The sequence below is a fragment of the Fibrobacter sp. UWS1 genome (assembly GCF_002300445.1).
GTDB lineage: Bacteria > Fibrobacterota > Fibrobacteria > Fibrobacterales > Fibrobacteraceae > Hallerella > Hallerella intestinalis.
Window position 1 is genome coordinate 1,138,365 of record NZ_NSGW01000001.1, and the last position, 15,503, is coordinate 1,153,867.

A 15,503-nucleotide genomic window follows, 5' to 3' on the forward strand; every position below is an offset into this window, starting at 1 on the left:
ATCCATTTTACAGACGGAATGATCGATACAGCATCCATATCGCAATCATCGCAAAAACAATATGCCCAATCCAAGCACCCAGCATCGGATAAAGCGCACCATTTTCTCCCATCTTCAGACCGATTCTGATAACTACATAATAGCTAAACACCAAAAGAATACCAACCCCGAACTTTTGAGAAAGCCCTCCATTCCGACTAAAGCGGTGAGCCAGAGCGGCTCCAATGAGGAGTACGATAAAATTCATCACCGAACCGGAAAACTTGAAAAAATACGCCGTTTCCAATTTGTTCGTATTTTCTCCCGATCTCTTTTGCACTTCGATCTTGCGCAAAATGGTTTTGGCGTCCATTTCATCGCCGCGCTGGCGTTCATCCAAAAAATCTTCGGGAAGCAACGTCGTCTTATTTTTCAAGCTTTCTCGAACAAAATGCCGAATCTGCACCACACCTTCTTTCAAAAACGTACGCCGAAAACCCTCTTCCAAACGCCAATAGCCCTCTTCCAGCAAAGCGACAGAATCGTCGTCGGCCTTAAATCCGTTCGCCGCCCATTCCCAAAATGCTCCAGCCGATTTCAGCAACTTCTGTTTCCAAGAAATTTCTTCATTTTCCAAAAGGGAATCCTGTTTCAAAGAATCAGCGAACGAATCCGGAGCGACTTCCGTCCTTTCCGATTTTTCCACCGATTTTCCTTCTTCCCGACGGACGGCGTGTTTCCGAACTTTATTTAAAGCACCCTGCGATTTCGGCTCGCTCGTATCCGGTTCAATCCAACGCAAACGCTTGGCATCATAACGCTCGTAAAGATCGCCATCGCGGTAAATCAGCAGAACGACATCTCTTCCGACTTTGGTCGTGCCTCCATAAGAGCGCATAAACCAGCTGGTTCTATCGCCGGAAATATACACGAAATCCCTTTTGTCCTTGATTCTCGGATCGCGACGCTGCTGCGAAAGCGGTTCCATAATTTTATAACGCTCGTGATTGGCGTCGGGAAGAATTTTGGCATCGAGATAAAAAGAAAAAAGGGTGACCAAAACGCCCACGCCAAAAACAGGGACAAGGACGCGAAACGGGCTGCGCCCGGATTGCTGAATCGCCGTGATTTCCAAATGGCGCGACATATTGCCAACGGAAGCGACCACTCCGATAAAAAGAGCAACAGGCGTAACCAGATACACGATATAGGGCAAATACGCCAAGTAATATTCTCGAACATCCGCCATATCCCGAAGCAACCACGTCCGGATATTCCCCACAAAATCGATGACGATGAACATGAAGACGGCGCCCAAAAGCACCAGCAGGAACATCCGCAAAAAATTGCCGATCAAGTAGCGGGAAAATTTCATGGCGTATTCTCCGACAGGGATTTTTTTCGGCGGATTTTTCGCCACAGAACAAGAACGCCATTTTTGAATTGCCCCAGCGGCGACGTGCCCGAATAGCGGTCCCGATACATTTTCCACATGAAAATAACGCCGACGGTTCCGATGATCGCATTTGAAATCCACATTGCCAAAACCGGCGAAACGATCAAGCGATCCGCCAGATTTTCGCCTCCGATAAGGCACACCCAATACAGCACAAAAAAAGCGATACTGTAAATGATTCCCGTTCCAATGCCCCCCTTGCGAGCCATAATTCCCAAAGGTGCGCCAATCAGTACAAAGACAAAACAAGCAACTCCCGTACTGAATTTTTTGTGCACTTCGACCCAATACTGCGCTTGCCGTTTCCTTTCATTCAGCACACGCTCCGATGTGCGATGCACCAAACGCAATCGGGTTCGTTCCGCAATAGAAACATCCCGCAAAGCGCGAACGTGGCGCAAAGAATCCGAAGTCAATTCCCAATTTTCGTTTCGAGGAATAATCGAATCCCCCAGAACAAGGGAACGCAACCGGTTGAGATCTGGAAATAGCGAACCTCGCGATTCCTGAACAATTGCCCGTTCATTTTTTTCCGCTTCGTGTATCACGTCCAACATCATTTCCACGGGCATTTCCCGATCGCTTCGATGCTTGCGATCCCGGCGTTCCAAACGGTCATTGACATTTTTGACGGCAAAATCCTCCGACGAAAAACGGATGCGGAAATACTGTGCCGGATCGTCTTTTTCCACCATGTGATTTTCTCCGCTTTTCAAGCGAAGCATCAGCGTGGCGCCGTGATCGGCGTAATCCATCGTTGCACTGTCCGCCAAAACAACCCGGGGCGGTCCCATTCCTTCGGTTTCAAATATCTGGATTCCATAGAGCGTTCCCGTCACCGGATCAATCCTATCGACCCAAAGCTGCACTCCGGGAAATTGCGTCGTGAGTTTTCCTGCATCGATAAACGCATGCGGTTTTTTCCGCGAAACGGCACTCATCAATTCGACCGATTTATGATTCGCTTCGGGCAAAATCCAATTGTTAAAAAGGATCAAAAGTTCCGAAATCAAAACGCCCACCAGCAACACGGGTCGCATCATCCGCAAAGGCGAAACCCCAGCCGCTTTCATCGCGGTGATTTCCTGATCCCCAGAAAGCCTCCCGAAAGCCATCAAGCAGGCTACAAGAACCGCCATAGGAATCGACAAGGAAAGCATCCAGACGATATTCAGCGCAAAAATTTCCAGCACGGTAGAAATCGGCAGCCCTTTCGACAGAACATTGTCGAGAATAGTCACCAGAAAATCCACGACAAAAAGGAATGTGATGACAAACAGCGCAAGCAAAAAGGGCGCTATATGTTCTTTCAGCACATACCGAACCAGAATCATAAAATTTCTAAACTCATTTTTTTGCTAATTTAGTAACTTGTTAACCGTTCCATTCTTTCCAAGACGGACCAATGCGCACAAACAAATACATCTCGCTCTTAGGATTTTTCGCCATATTCGCGTTTCTTTTTTCTGCTTGCGCCCCGGAAGGGGGCGGAGACCGCACGCAAATGTGCAAGAACCGTTTCGACAGCGCAGACAAGGATTTTAAAGCCGGACGCTACGGACGGGTAAAAGAACCTCTCGAAGAAATTTTGAACCTTTGCATTGGCACGGGCTACATGGAGCAGACGCAATTTCTGCTTGCCGAAAGCTATTTCAATCTGGAAGAATGGCTCGAAGCAAGAGGGGAATACGGCAGTTTCATCAACAATTTTCCCAGTTCCCCGTTCATAGAAACCGCAGAATTTCGCAAGGCGGTCTCCTCGTTCAATATCGAATACAACATCGACCGGGACGAAACCAACACGACCCTCGCCATGAAAGATTTTGAAAAATTCATTTCCAACTATCCGGAATCTCCGCTGCTGGATTCCGTGAATCATTACATGCTCTTGTTGCTGGAGCGCCGTGCAGAACGGGATTTTCGGACAGCCCGCCTATATCGCAAACTCGGCCACCCCCAATCTACCGTCATCTACATGAAAGAATTTCTGGATCTTTTCCCACAGAGCAAGCGCAGACCGGAAGCTCTCTATTTGCTCGTGGAAAGCTACGCAGAACTCGACCAATTTGAATCCGCACGCTACTATTTGGAAAATTACCGCACGACTGTTCCGGACAGCATTCAAAAGCGCCTGGAATCGGTAGAAAGCCAAGAGAAATACATCGCCAAATTGGAAAAGAAATTCCAGAAACGGATTCAAAAAGAACAGGCCGAAAAACTGCTCGCCAAAAAAGAAGCGAAAGAAGAAGCGGATGCCCACCCGGATGACGAAGAAGAGGACGACGACGAGTGAAAAAGTTTCTGCTTGCCTTGGCATTTTTCTGCGCAAGCCTTTCCGCCGCGGATTCATCCATTGCGTTCACGGTGGATTCCACCCGTTCCCAAGAAACGTCATCATCCAAATCCGGAGACGACAAAAGCATTCTTTCTTTTTTCATTCAGCCGTCCATTTCATTTTTGGGATTTGACAACCGCGATAAATTTCAATCCCAGATAGACACCATCTACAAGAAATTTCGGGAAGATGCTTTGACCGAAGCGGAATCCGCCTACGTCGCCAAGCAGGATTTTCAAAACGTGAATTTTTGCTTCCCGATTACCGCAGGCATTCAATGGCAATGGCGAACCGGGCATTTTATCAGCGCGGGTTTCGGATTCATCTACGACAACGAATCCGTCATCGTCACCGACCGCAAAGATAAAATCCACGATTACAGCTATACGCTGCAAGGATTTCCCTTGTATCTGGAATACCGTATGGCATTTTCTCCCAATCTGATCAGCCTTTCTAACGCGAGCCTTTTTAGCATTGCCGTACGCTGGTACTGGATGCTTCCCGGGACAGAAATATATTCCAGCTGGGGGCATATCGAAGCCGAAACAAAGCCGTGGGGAAATGGATTCGGAGTCAGTTTGGGCTATCTCGTCGCCACCTGGAAAAGCATCAACATCTACGGCGATATCGGATACTCCCGCATTATCGTTCAGTCGGACGATCCGTTTTCCAAAGTAGTCCCGGACACCGATACCGACAAAGCCAAATGGGATTTAGGCGGTCTCATGCTGCAATTCCGATTCAGTTTCGGCGTCATCAACCAGAAATAACAAGAGCGGCCATGCCGGAATATGCGGAAATCCATTACAAGTTCAAGCTTCCCTGGTCCCTTCTTTACAAGAAAGAGCCGGAAATCCTCATCGACGCGCCTTTCCAAATCGTTCCCGATGAACCCGTCAAGCTTTTCGTCGTCATCCGGGAAGCCAACCGGTTCCCCGTTTTTGTACATTCTTTAACGGCGACATTTTCTTGCGACAAAGAACGTTTTCAAAAAGAGGAACGCATCGGCGAATCCATCAGCTCGCCATTCTATTTTCGGAGCGTAGATTGCGGGAAAATTCCTCCGGGGAAATACAAAGTGGACGCCGTGCTCCATGTGCAATTCGGCAAATCTGAAAAGCGCATTCGCCGATTCAACCTCACCGGATTAAATCCCTCGCCGCTTTGCATTACCGTACTCAAAGAACCCGTCCCCAAGCCCAAGGATTATCTTGCGGGAGACACTCACGTTCACACCAGCCTATCCGCGGATCCCGTTGAATTTGGCGCATCCCCAGCCGTTTTACAACAAGCGGCAAAGGCTGTCGGTTTGGATTTTGTTTTTTGCACGGACCATTCCTACGACTTTGCTTTTAGCGAATCCGACTATATGCAACGCACCGATGCCAACGCGCGTTACGAGAACCTCCAAAAAAAAATTGCCGAGCTTCCTCCCTATCCCCAAATGATTGCGGGAGAAGAAATTTCCGCAGGAAATGCCGAAAATCGCAACGTCCATCTTTTAGTTCCCGGAAACGCTTTTTACATCCCTGGCGAAGGGGACTGCGGACGAAAATGGCTGAATAATGCGCCCACGCTTTCGATTGCCAACATCGTTTCTCAAGTCGAACTCCCCTGCATTGCCGCCCACCCCAAAGAACCGATGGGACGACTGGAGCGCTTTATTTTTCGACGAGGCGAATGGAAGGAATGCGATCTGCAAAAAAATTCAAAGAATCCGATTGTCGCACTGGAATTTTGGAATGGTTCCCGAGACAAGGGTTTTATTCTTGGACGAAAATTTTGGATATCCGAATTGGAAAAAGGGAACTACATTCTTCCCTTTGGCGGAAACGACGCCCACGGCGATTTGAATGAATACACAGGCGTTCAAATTCCTTTGTTCAAGCTCAAGCGTTCCCATGCCCACGTTTTCGGTTACGTCCGCACCGTTATTCAAAGCGAATCGCCCAGAAGCCTCCATCGAGGGATGAATTTGTATGTAACAAACGGTCCTGCACTTTGGTGGAAGCTTTCTCCAAGCGGAGCCACTTTTTACTTCAAAAGTTCAACGGACTTTGGGGCTTTAAAAACGCTATGTTTTTTTGGAAAAAAGAAAACGGAAATTCGAGAACGCCAAATCGACATCTCTGCCACTCGTTTTTCAGATTTTGAATTTTCTGCGGAAATTCCTTTTGGCGATTACGCTTACATCCGAGCGGAAGCCGAAACCGAAATAAATCGGTTTGCCCTTACAAGTGCCTGCCCTGCGCCGACAAATAACGTTCATACATGAACATCGCCAGCAAATTTTTGTGATCGATAAACGACTTGCCCGCCTCTTCATAAGGAAGGACAACGGTGCGAATCCACTCGTTTTCATCCGTATATTCTTGCTTTCGACCGTCCAATCGTTTCAATTCTTCAGAGGAAACCGTCCGTTCAATCGCAAACAAGCGGATTCTTTCGTCCAAAAGTCCACAGCTGCCCGCATGACCGTCCAATTTTCCATCTGTGTAAAATCCCGTCAAATCGATGAGTTCTTCATCTTTGGCGTCCATCATCGCTTCTTCTTTTAATTCCGACAAAGCCACTTGGCGATAATCGCTCGACCAATCCAAAATGCCGGCGGGAATTTCCAAGGATTCCGGTTCCGAGATGGCAAATCGAGGCTGACGCACCAAAAGCAAATACGGTTTGCCTTCGCACCACAGCACGACTAAAATTCCCACCGCATTGCCGCGAATCAAAACAATTCCATGGACAGGTTTTCCATCGGGCAGCAAGGCCGTCGCCGTCAATTTGATAAACAGCGGCGAATGTTTTTTCTGTCGAAAATCCACCGAAGAAAAATGGATTTTTGAAACCACAAATTTTTTTTGCGAACGAACAAGCCATGTTTGAAAAAGCGAACTCTCCAAAATCACCGTTCGATCTTCTTCCAAAATTTCCGGAGAAAAAGTATATTCAATGGGCATCATTCTTTTTCCTCTTCATGTCCGATAGAAGCATTTTTCCAAGCCAAGCGCAAGCCTTCCGCTTGAGCCGAATCCAGCATTTCTTTGTTCTGGGTCAAACTGTAGAAAATCCATTCCGATAAGGCTGCTGGGCCGCAGCCCGATTCTTCCGCCGATGGAATAAAAAGAACATACTTCGCATTAAAAAATCTTCCGGCAGACGCATTTCCCGAAAAATCGCCTTCCTGCAAAGCGGCGCACCGAGGAATTTGCCGGACAAAATATTTGGAATTGAACCACGTCGTATCCAGTCGCAACCGAACGGAATCTTCAAAAGACGATGAATCCACCTCCCAATTTTTGGAAAGACAAAACACCAGGGAATCCGAAGATGTATCCGCGCACACAGCCCGAATCGAAACCGCATTCGTATCCTTTAGTCGCCAAGAGATATTCCAAATGGTATCGGGAATGGTTTCGCAGGAGTCATGAATTTCCAGGCACTTCGCTTGTACAAAACGATACGCAAAAGAATCCACTTGAATCGAATCGTTTACCGCGAGCACGCCTGCTTTTTCATCAAATGTTCGACGCGGCAAAGCATACGGATCGTCAAACGCCGAATCCAAATACACCGAAAGGCTTTCTGCCTGTAAAGTTCCACGCCGAACCAAAATGGAATCCTTGAATGTAGCCGAAGCCGCTGCCGACGTATCTACATTTTCCGCAAACAATTCGTTGTGCGCATTTCCTTCCACCCGAATTTCCCGGATATTCCTTTCTTTCCAAGAATCGGGGAATGCGATTTGCAGCACCGTATCCGGTCGAAAAAACGGCTGCGGACAATCCGTTTTTCCCGTATTTCCCAAAGCCAGTTTCACTTGAATTGTCGCAACCGTATCATTCGGGTATTGCAGATTCAGTTCGATATTTTTCAGAAAGCAGTTTCCAAAAGTCCACATACTGTCCAAAGAAAGCGCAAAAGAATCGCCGTAAAGATGAAAGCGGTGCCCGGAATCCAGCTGCGCAGAAAGAACATAACCGTAACCGTTCAATTCAAAATCGTCCGGATAAATGCTGATTGGCCCATCATCCGATTGAGAACAGGAAAGCAACAGCCATAAAGAAAGCAACAGCAGACGTTTCATGCTAAATCCCTAAATCCATCCGAAAACGTTCCACGTCGCATTCCTCGACCAGATGCGTTTCCCTATAAAACTCATCCCAGCGAACAAAACGGCCATTGCGCAAAACTTCTAAAAAGAAAAAGGATTCGTCTTTGGGCGAAAGGCTTCCTATCGGCTCGGAAGATTCAATCTGCGCGCCGACAACCACATTCGGTTTTAAATACGGCAACCCGGAAATCCGCGAAAACAAATTTCCGCCATGATCCAAAAATAACTTGTATCCCAGCGAGTCCTCGGACACCGAAAGAACCCTGGCCGGAAGAATCGGAAATACCGGAGCTTCTCCAATTCCCATAAAAAGATCTTTCAAAAGCAGATTCTCTCGCCCGTGAAAATCAAAATCATCGGGAATCGGCAGAGCGCCGCCAGAAAGCGGATTTCGCGGACAAGCGCCAGGATAACGGCAACCATCCGCCGTCACCCAAGCAAAAGAAGAATCTTCCATCCTGAAATGATAATACCAAGACAAAAGAGAATCCCGTTTCACTCCAACCATGCCCGGATTCCAAAAATCCGAAGTGTCCGCAATCCAGTAAATCTTCAACGGATACGAAGTCCCGGGAACGCTGGCCAAATACCGGAGAAAGGGGTTGTCCGGCAAATAAACCGACGCTCGCGAAGAAGGCACCGTCCAAGCGCAACCTCCCCAAAACTTTTTCTTGATGACAAACGCCTCTCCCGTCGTCATGGAGCAGCCTTCCCGCCAAGAAACATCTATATATGCCTTTTCTTCTTCATGCCGAAAAAAATTTTCGACAGCCGAATAGGCTTTATAAAATGTTCCGCTGGCATAGCCCGCATAAAGCAAAATCAAGACGAAAAGAACCCGCAAAATAGGGATCCGTTTTTTCGACTTCCATTCCGACTTGAAAGATTTGTATTCGCGAAACGAATCCATTAGCGCAGAACGATATAAACAACAACGGCAGCAACAGCCGCAATTCCCAGCAAAGTCCAAGTCCACACAGAAGAACCGCGTTTTTCTTCTTTGAACGGATTGTCCATACCCTTGATGGTCGTATCCTTATGAATCGCATTGAAACTTTTGGTGAAGCGTCCCGTCACACGACGACGAACCGAATGCATCGATCCGGAAGGACGACGATTTTCGCTCTTGACCTCCGCAGCCATCTTCACTTCGCCTTCCTCATTTTTCAACATATCCTCTTTCATCGAGAACGCCATCATGTCGGCCTCTTTCCGAAAGATGGTCAAAGTCTTGTCCAAACCGGCTTTTCGCAAGCAATCTTCCACAATATCGTGATCGGTAAGAACCGCAAAAACGCCATTCTTTTTGGCAAGTTCCTGACGGACGATGTTAAATGCACTGCAAGCGTCGCTGTAAAGAAAATCCAGGCCGCTCAAATCGACGGCAATAAAAACCGATCCTTTTTCCAATAAAGGCTCCACATCTTTCTTGAATTGTTCCGCATCAAAAGCGCCGATAGGCGTAACAGGCGCAGAAAGCAGATCAAATAGACCGGCAGCACGATAATTATTCAATTCGCTCATAGTTCTAATATACCTCTATTCTTCCCAATAAATTCCACCAGCGGAATCTTCTTCTGGCGTTTCCTCTTCGGGAATCGGTTCCAATTCCGAAATCGCTTCCTTTTCTTCCATCGACTTTTCTTCTTGAACAGGCGCTTTCGCCGTTTTTTTCTTGGGGAAAAGAAACAGTCCCGGAGAAACTTCCAAACTGACGCGATGCACCGCGGAAAGTGTCGGATGGGATTCAAACGCATAATCTACGCGGAGCCAGTTCGACAAAGCAAATCCAGCGCCTGCAGTCCAACTTTCCCATTCCGAAAGGCTTGAAAGCCCTGCGCGAAGCGACAAACCAAAATCAAACCGGAACTCCAAACCGGCACGCCCTCCGCCCAACCAATCCAGCGGATGCTCCCAAAATCTTCCGCCGCGAACGCCGCCATCCCAATCCTCATCCCGATTTTCCCGATGCAAAATACCGGCACTTTGCCAATAAGCGCCAAAAGTCCCGTAAAAATAGGAGACGGGCTGTTCAAAGCGCAAGCCCAAATACCACTCGGGGGAACTGTATTCAAACGTTCCTTCTTCCCAGGTCGTTGCCGACGAGGTCCAGCCTTTTAAAAAAGACGAAACGACAAATCTCGGCAAAATGCGATAGCTTGCGCCCAAATCTCCACGAAAGCCCCAACCGCTTTGATCCAGTTCCCGATAGAGCCCGTGAAAGCCCACGCCGACGTTCAAGCGTCCATTCAAAAAATGCCGTCCCCACGCCAGCGAAAAAACATAATCGGCAATCGAAAGCGTCTTATAGTCCGAACCTTCGGGAATCGGATCGCCTTCCGCAATCCAAGGAATATCGTCCGCTCCGAATCGGGAAAACGCGATGCCCAAGCCGCCCAACTCCCCTAAAGGAAATTGCACCGCTCCATAATCATAGCGCGTATCTTCATAGTAAGCAACGTGGCTAAACGCTACCCAGGAATTTTCCGCATTCGAGAGTTGCTGCGGATTCGACGTCAGTTCCAGCAAATCCCCTTCCAAAGCGATGGAAGCCCCACCCAAAGCGGCAGAACGTGCGCCCGCATGAATGTCCAAAGAAGCATTCGCTCCAACGACACGTTCCATGGACCACGCATCCAAAACAGCGAACAGGCAAGCAAGCAAAACCGTTTTCAAAATTTTGCGGAACATCTTCCACAAGATAAAATTTTCGTCAAACATGGAGTGAAAAAACTTGTAGATTTAAACGGAATGGCATTGCTTTCGGAACACGCAGAAAATTTCATCCGGTATATTTTGCTCGAACGCAGGTTTTCCCCCCGCACGGCAAACACCTATCGGGAATCCCTCGCCAAATTTCTTGCGACATTGCCTCCCAATGCTGATTTGCATTCCTTCACAGCCCATGCAATCCGCACTTATGTTTGGAATCTGCGGCAACAGGAAGCTCTGAAAATTTCCAGCATCGATTTGCACATCGCCTGCCTGAAGAGCTTTGGGCACTATCTGGTGCGCAAGCATCTTTTCGACAGCAATCCGGCAGAATCCGTTCCCATGCCCAAGCAGCCCAAGCGACTGGTTTCTTTCCTTTCTCAAAAAGATTTGGCCAAAATCAACTTTCAGGAGATTGAAAATCCACCACTACCGATGATCAGGGCGCGCGTTCTGCTGGAACTTATCTACGGTTCCGGACTGCGCATTTCGGAATGCCAGAGCCTTACTTGGTTGCGCTTGGATTTTCAAAATCGCACCGTCCGGGTTATCGGAAAAGGCAACAAAGAGCGGGAAGTTCCCCTGACGCGAGAATCCATCGACTGGTTTAATACGTACAAATTAAAACTTGCCGAAGCGGGTCGCCTTGTTTCCGCAAAAGGAGCCGTATTTTTAAATGAGCAGGGAGAAGCGCACAATGTCCGCACTCTGCGTCGGGACATTCACGATTTACTTCGGAGCATCGGTTGGGAGGGAAAAGCGAGTCCTCATGTACTGCGCCACAGCTTTGCTACGCACCTGCTCGAAAACGGAGCCGACCTGATGAGCGTCAAGGAGATGCTCGGGCACGAAAGCCTTGCCACCACGCAAGTTTACACGCATATTTCCGCAGAACGACTCAAGGAAAGTTTTAAAAAGGCGCACCCGCGGGGGTGATGTTAGGGATTAGGGGGAAGTGGTTAGTTGGAAGTTGGAAGTTGGAACTGAAAACTGAAAACTGATAACTGATAACTGAATTCCCCTTGTGAAAGAAAGTTCCCGCATTGAAAAAAAAGGGTTTTATATATAAAATTCCACCTCGATTTGCTTGGTTGATGTCCTTCGATAAACTCAGGGACCGTCGGTTAGTGAGCTTGTCGAACTAGTCGAACCATGGTTAGCGACTAGTGATCAGAAGGTAGTGGGGAGTTGGAAATATAGGAGAAACGGCTAGCCAAAATGCAAAACACCTCGCAACCTGCGAGAAAAATCACTTTATGAAAAAACGTTTCTCTTTAAAAGGGAGTTCAGCTTGTGAAAAAGACTATATCCCCTTTCGCGAAGTAACATATCTCATTCCGCCCCAGAATTTAAAATTTCCCACCGCCAAGCGTGGCGGGGGATAGGGTGAAGGGAAAAGGGGCTGCCCATGAGTCTTAAGAGTTTTACTCTTTTAGACGAATTGTCCCTGGAAGGGAGCCTTCGCAAAAGCGTGCAAGGCGAATGTTGCGCCGCAAGCTTGCTTGCAGGCATTACTGAGCCGCAGCCGCGGACGCAACGCGTCAACTCTGAAGCCCCCTTATCCCTTCCGCCCGCTGGCCTACAAGGCATCCCTGAAACTAGGAATCTCCGATTCCGTAGTTGAAGTATCCCTGGAAGGGACAATTCGTCTAAGGGAACAAGTTCCCAAGACTCATGGGGCTTTGCACAATTCGCCTAAAGGAAGCGGAGCTTCCAAGGCTCATGGGCGTAAGCGAGCACCTCGCAGTCTGCGAGAAGAAATTTTCCTTGTGAAAAAGAAATTCCTGTATTGAAAAAAAAGAGTTCCACTTTGCGAAAAAGATGTTCACACTTTGAAAAAATTTTTAATTGAGAGTATTTGGTGGAAGATCGTATATAATCCCCCCCCAAAAAAAACTTACGATGACTATGCGATTTCATACAAACGAAAACAGCCCGCATCGCTGCGAACTGTTTTAAATTTCTGTAGCTTCCCACAGACTAGGCGTGATAGTTCGGAGCTTCCTTCGTAATCGTCACGTCATGCGGATGCGATTCCCGAAGACCCGCACCCGTAATGCGCACAAAGGTCGCCTTCTTATAAAGCTCGTCCAGATTTGCAGCTCCAGCGTAACCCATTGCCGAATGGATGCCGCCGATCAACTGATAAATCGTATCGCGAAGCGGTCCCTTGTAAGGAACGCGGCCTTCAATGCCTTCGGGGACGAACTTCTTCTCCTCGGTCACGCTGCCCTGGAAATACCGGTCCGCAGAACCCGCTTTCATCGCGCCAAGAGAACCCATTCCGCGATAACTCTTGTAACTGCGTCCATCCGCCAGAATCACTTCGCCCGGGCTTTCTTCAGTTCCGGCAAAGAGACTGCCGAGCATCACCGCATTGCCGCCCGCAGCCAGCGCTTTTACGATATCGCCAGAATACTTGATTCCACCGTCGGCAATAATCTTCACGCCCGCTTTGCGAGCCGCCTTGGCGCATTCCACGACCGCCGAGAACTGGGGATAGCCCACTCCCGCCACAATGCGAGTCGTGCAAATGGAACCCGGACCGATTCCCACTTTAACCACATTGGCTCCACATTTGGCAAGTTCCATCACCGCTTCCGGCGTGCACACGTTGCCCGCACAAATCGTGAGCTTCGGATATTTCTTGCGAACCGTTTTCACCATATTGCGAACGCCGATATGATGACCATGAGCGGTATCAATAACCACCATATCCACTCCGGCATCGACAAGAGCATGAACACGTTCCAAAGTATTCGCCGAAGTACTGACCGCCGCGGCAACCAAAAGCTGTCCATTTTTATCCAAACTCGCATTTGGATTGATTTCACGCTTCTGAATATCCGTCATGGTGACAAGCCCCTTCAAAGTGCCATTCGCATCAACCAGAGGAAGCTTTTCTATCCGGTTCTCGTTCAAGATTTCCTTCGCTTTGGCCAAGCTGATTTTCGGGGACGCCGTGATGGGATTTTTCGTCATCACGTCTTTAATTTTAGCATTGCGATCCGAAATCATGCGAAGATCCCGACTCGTGAGCATACCGACGACCTTGCCCTTGGAAAGAATCGGAAATCCGCTTACCTTGGTTTCCAAACGTTTCTGATAGGCGTCGCTCAACGGCTGATCCGCATCGAGAGTCACCGGGTTCAAAACGATTCCGGACTGCCAGCGTTTCACTTTACGAACTTCTTCTGCCTGGGCGTCTATCGACATATTTTTGTGAATGACTCCCAAACCGCCCTGCAAGGCTATTGAAATGGCAAGAGGGGCGGTCGTCACCGTATCCATCGCAGCACTGATAATGGGAATATTCAATTTGATATTGGGCGCAAGCTGCGTCTTGATTTCCGTTTGGGTCGGCAAGACCGAGGATTCCGCAGGGACAAGAAGAACATCGTCAAATGTCAAAGCTTCGGGAAGTAGTTTCATAAGGACCTCTTTTTGCACAAAAAAGATAGAAAATTTTGTCGCTGGAAAAAAGTAAAACGAGAAACGCGGCCAAAAGGAAGCGGAATGTCTCGTTTCTGTGGGAAGGAATTACTGCATCACTTTGAAAATGCCCGAAGCCACATCGAGATAGCCACGATGATTCTCCAAAAGCGCAGAGCCCAAAATGCCGTTTACCGTTCCTGCCGGCAAATGATTCTGGCTTTCGATTTTTTTCCGCAAGGCATCGGACAATACGCTGTAACGAATGGGAAATGTAAATCCCGCGATTTTTGAAAGAGCCCGATAAACGGAAGCCGTTTCTGCGCCAGACAGCAAATGAAAATCCTGACGATCCGCTTTGCGTACACAAGCGTCCAACCATAAAGAATCCGCAAAAGAAGTCGGCGTTCCCGAATCCAGAAGAAGTTTACGAGGAACTCCATTCAGCCAAATCGAAACAAATAGGCATCCTCCCACCATTTCTATTTCCACAGAATGCCAGTCGTGGGAAAGCGATATATCCTCGGTATCAAATTGAATGCGATGCGCCGATGCATCGACAATGATTTTAAAAGGAGAAAGCCCAGAAAGTCCCAAAATTCGATCTATCGCCACACCGTCTAAAATCCGAGAAACGATTTCCGGATTCCTTCCACAAAGCGGCAATTCCGAAAGATCACGTTGAAAAGGCACCGTCACACCGCAAATTTCCAGCGGCGCATTCGCTCCGCCAAAAGAATCCGCCAAACCCGTATCAACCAAAATCGTCTGTCCGTCTTTCTGGAAAGCGATAAGTCCGTCCTTATTCGGCAAAAGCTTATAAATTTCCATGAAGATTCTCCTTTTTAAAGTTCGTCCTCATCCGTATTTATAAGCATACATCCTTTTTGACAAAAAAGGACAAATAGCACAAAAAAATCACTTTCCGTTATAGCGTTCCATGCACTTTCCCATGCCGAAACGGAAATAGCATTCCACAAGAGCGGGAACTTTTGAAATCGCTTCTTCAAAAATCGGTTTATCTTCGGGAGGAAATTTAGAGAGCACCCAATTCGCCAAATCCCATTTGGGCGGACACTTGCCCACTCCAAAACGCACTCGCGGAAACCTGTCGCCAATATGTTCAATGATATTTCGCAGTCCGTTTTGCCCGCCATGGCTGCCATTCGCGCGAATCCGAATCCGCCCCACATCCAAATTCACGTCATCGCTAAAGACCAGCAGATTTTCGGGCTTGATTTTATACCAAGTCATCAAAGCCTGCACCGCTTCTCCCGATAGATTCATAAACGTCTGCGGCTTGGCAAGGATGACCTCTTCCCCCGCCACGAGCACTTTTTGCGTCAGCGATTTATGTTCCGATTTCCATTCCCTGCCGGCATCGGCCAATTTTTCAACGGCGGTGAAGCCCGCATTGTGATGCGTATTCAAGTACTGCGTTCCCGGATTTCCTAATCCTACAATCAGATACATATCAA

The 15,503-nt window shown here is 48.1% G+C and carries 14 protein-coding genes; 4 read left to right on the forward strand and 10 right to left on the reverse strand.

The window, feature by feature from the left end:
• Positions 1–7: 7 nt before the first annotated feature.
• Positions 8–1,354, reverse strand: coding sequence for an LptF/LptG family permease (locus BGX14_RS16005; protein ID WP_143394133.1), 1,347 nt, complete (start codon positions 1,352–1,354; stop codon positions 8–10).
• Entirely contained in the window at positions 1,351–2,769 is a 1,419-nt protein-coding gene (locus BGX14_RS04685) for an LptF/LptG family permease (RefSeq protein WP_095879210.1), read from the reverse strand. Before BGX14_RS04685 ends, BGX14_RS16005 begins: the two co-directional genes overlap by 4 nt.
• Before the next feature lie 71 nt (positions 2,770–2,840).
• Here BGX14_RS04685 and BGX14_RS04690 point away from each other — a divergent pair, with 71 nt between their 5' ends.
• The 3 genes from BGX14_RS04690 to BGX14_RS04700 are packed head-to-tail and all read left to right on the forward strand — an operon-like array spanning position 2,841 to position 6,045.
• Positions 2,841–3,728 (forward strand): outer membrane protein assembly factor BamD, encoded by an 888-nt coding sequence (locus BGX14_RS04690; RefSeq protein WP_073303196.1) that lies wholly within the window; start codon positions 2,841–2,843, stop codon positions 3,726–3,728.
• Complete coding sequence (locus tag BGX14_RS04695; RefSeq protein ID WP_073303198.1) at positions 3,725–4,540, forward strand: hypothetical protein; 816 nt, start codon at positions 3,725–3,727, stop codon at positions 4,538–4,540. Before BGX14_RS04690 ends, BGX14_RS04695 begins: the two co-directional genes overlap by 4 nt.
• An 11-nt stretch (positions 4,541–4,551) precedes the next feature.
• Positions 4,552–6,045 carry a PHP domain-containing protein gene (locus BGX14_RS04700; protein ID WP_073303199.1) on the forward strand — a complete coding sequence of 498 codons (1,494 nt, stop codon included), beginning with the start codon at positions 4,552–4,554 and terminating at the stop codon, positions 6,043–6,045.
• Here the strand turns inward: BGX14_RS04700 and BGX14_RS04705 are convergent.
• Genes BGX14_RS04705 through BGX14_RS04725 form a run of 5 tightly spaced genes read right to left on the reverse strand, consistent with a single transcriptional unit; the run spans position 6,002 to position 10,602 of the window.
• The gene (locus BGX14_RS04705) at positions 6,002–6,730 is read right to left on the reverse strand and encodes an NUDIX domain-containing protein (protein WP_233126406.1); all 729 of its coding nucleotides are present in this window, start codon (positions 6,728–6,730) and stop codon (positions 6,002–6,004) included. The genes BGX14_RS04700 and BGX14_RS04705 overlap by 44 nt on opposite strands.
• On the reverse strand, positions 6,727–7,854 hold the full coding sequence (locus BGX14_RS04710; RefSeq protein WP_095879212.1) for a hypothetical protein: 1,128 nt from the start codon (positions 7,852–7,854) through the stop codon (positions 6,727–6,729). Before BGX14_RS04710 ends, BGX14_RS04705 begins: the two co-directional genes overlap by 4 nt.
• A 1-nt stretch (position 7,855) precedes the next feature.
• Positions 7,856–8,791, reverse strand: a complete 936-nt coding sequence (locus tag BGX14_RS04715; protein ID WP_095879213.1) for a hypothetical protein — start codon at positions 8,789–8,791, stop codon at positions 7,856–7,858.
• Positions 8,791–9,405, reverse strand: coding sequence for an STAS domain-containing protein (locus BGX14_RS04720; protein ID WP_095879214.1), 615 nt, complete (start codon positions 9,403–9,405; stop codon positions 8,791–8,793). The genes BGX14_RS04715 and BGX14_RS04720 overlap by 1 nt, the downstream gene beginning before the upstream one ends.
• Positions 9,406–9,420: 15 nt before the next feature.
• Positions 9,421–10,602, reverse strand: coding sequence for a hypothetical protein (locus BGX14_RS04725; protein WP_095879215.1), 1,182 nt, complete (start codon positions 10,600–10,602; stop codon positions 9,421–9,423).
• A 3-nt stretch (positions 10,603–10,605) separates the two neighbouring features.
• Here BGX14_RS04725 and BGX14_RS04730 point away from each other — a divergent pair, with 3 nt between their 5' ends.
• Positions 10,606–11,529, forward strand: a complete 924-nt coding sequence (locus BGX14_RS04730; RefSeq protein ID WP_276990396.1) for a tyrosine-type recombinase/integrase — start codon at positions 10,606–10,608, stop codon at positions 11,527–11,529.
• A gap of 1,044 nt (positions 11,530–12,573) precedes the next feature.
• On the opposite strand, the gene guaB is transcribed toward BGX14_RS04730, so the two are convergent.
• From guaB to pth, 3 genes are all read right to left on the reverse strand, one after another.
• Positions 12,574–14,025, reverse strand: coding sequence for an IMP dehydrogenase (gene guaB, locus BGX14_RS04740; RefSeq protein WP_095879217.1), 1,452 nt, complete (start codon positions 14,023–14,025; stop codon positions 12,574–12,576).
• A 108-nt stretch (positions 14,026–14,133) separates the two neighbouring features.
• Complete coding sequence (locus tag BGX14_RS04745) at positions 14,134–14,856, reverse strand: hypothetical protein (RefSeq protein WP_095879218.1); 723 nt, start codon at positions 14,854–14,856, stop codon at positions 14,134–14,136.
• Between the two features lie 87 nt (positions 14,857–14,943).
• Positions 14,944–15,498 carry an aminoacyl-tRNA hydrolase gene (pth, locus tag BGX14_RS04750; protein ID WP_095879219.1) on the reverse strand — a complete coding sequence of 185 codons (555 nt, stop codon included), beginning with the start codon at positions 15,496–15,498 and terminating at the stop codon, positions 14,944–14,946.
• Between the last annotated feature and the right edge of the window lie 5 nt (positions 15,499–15,503).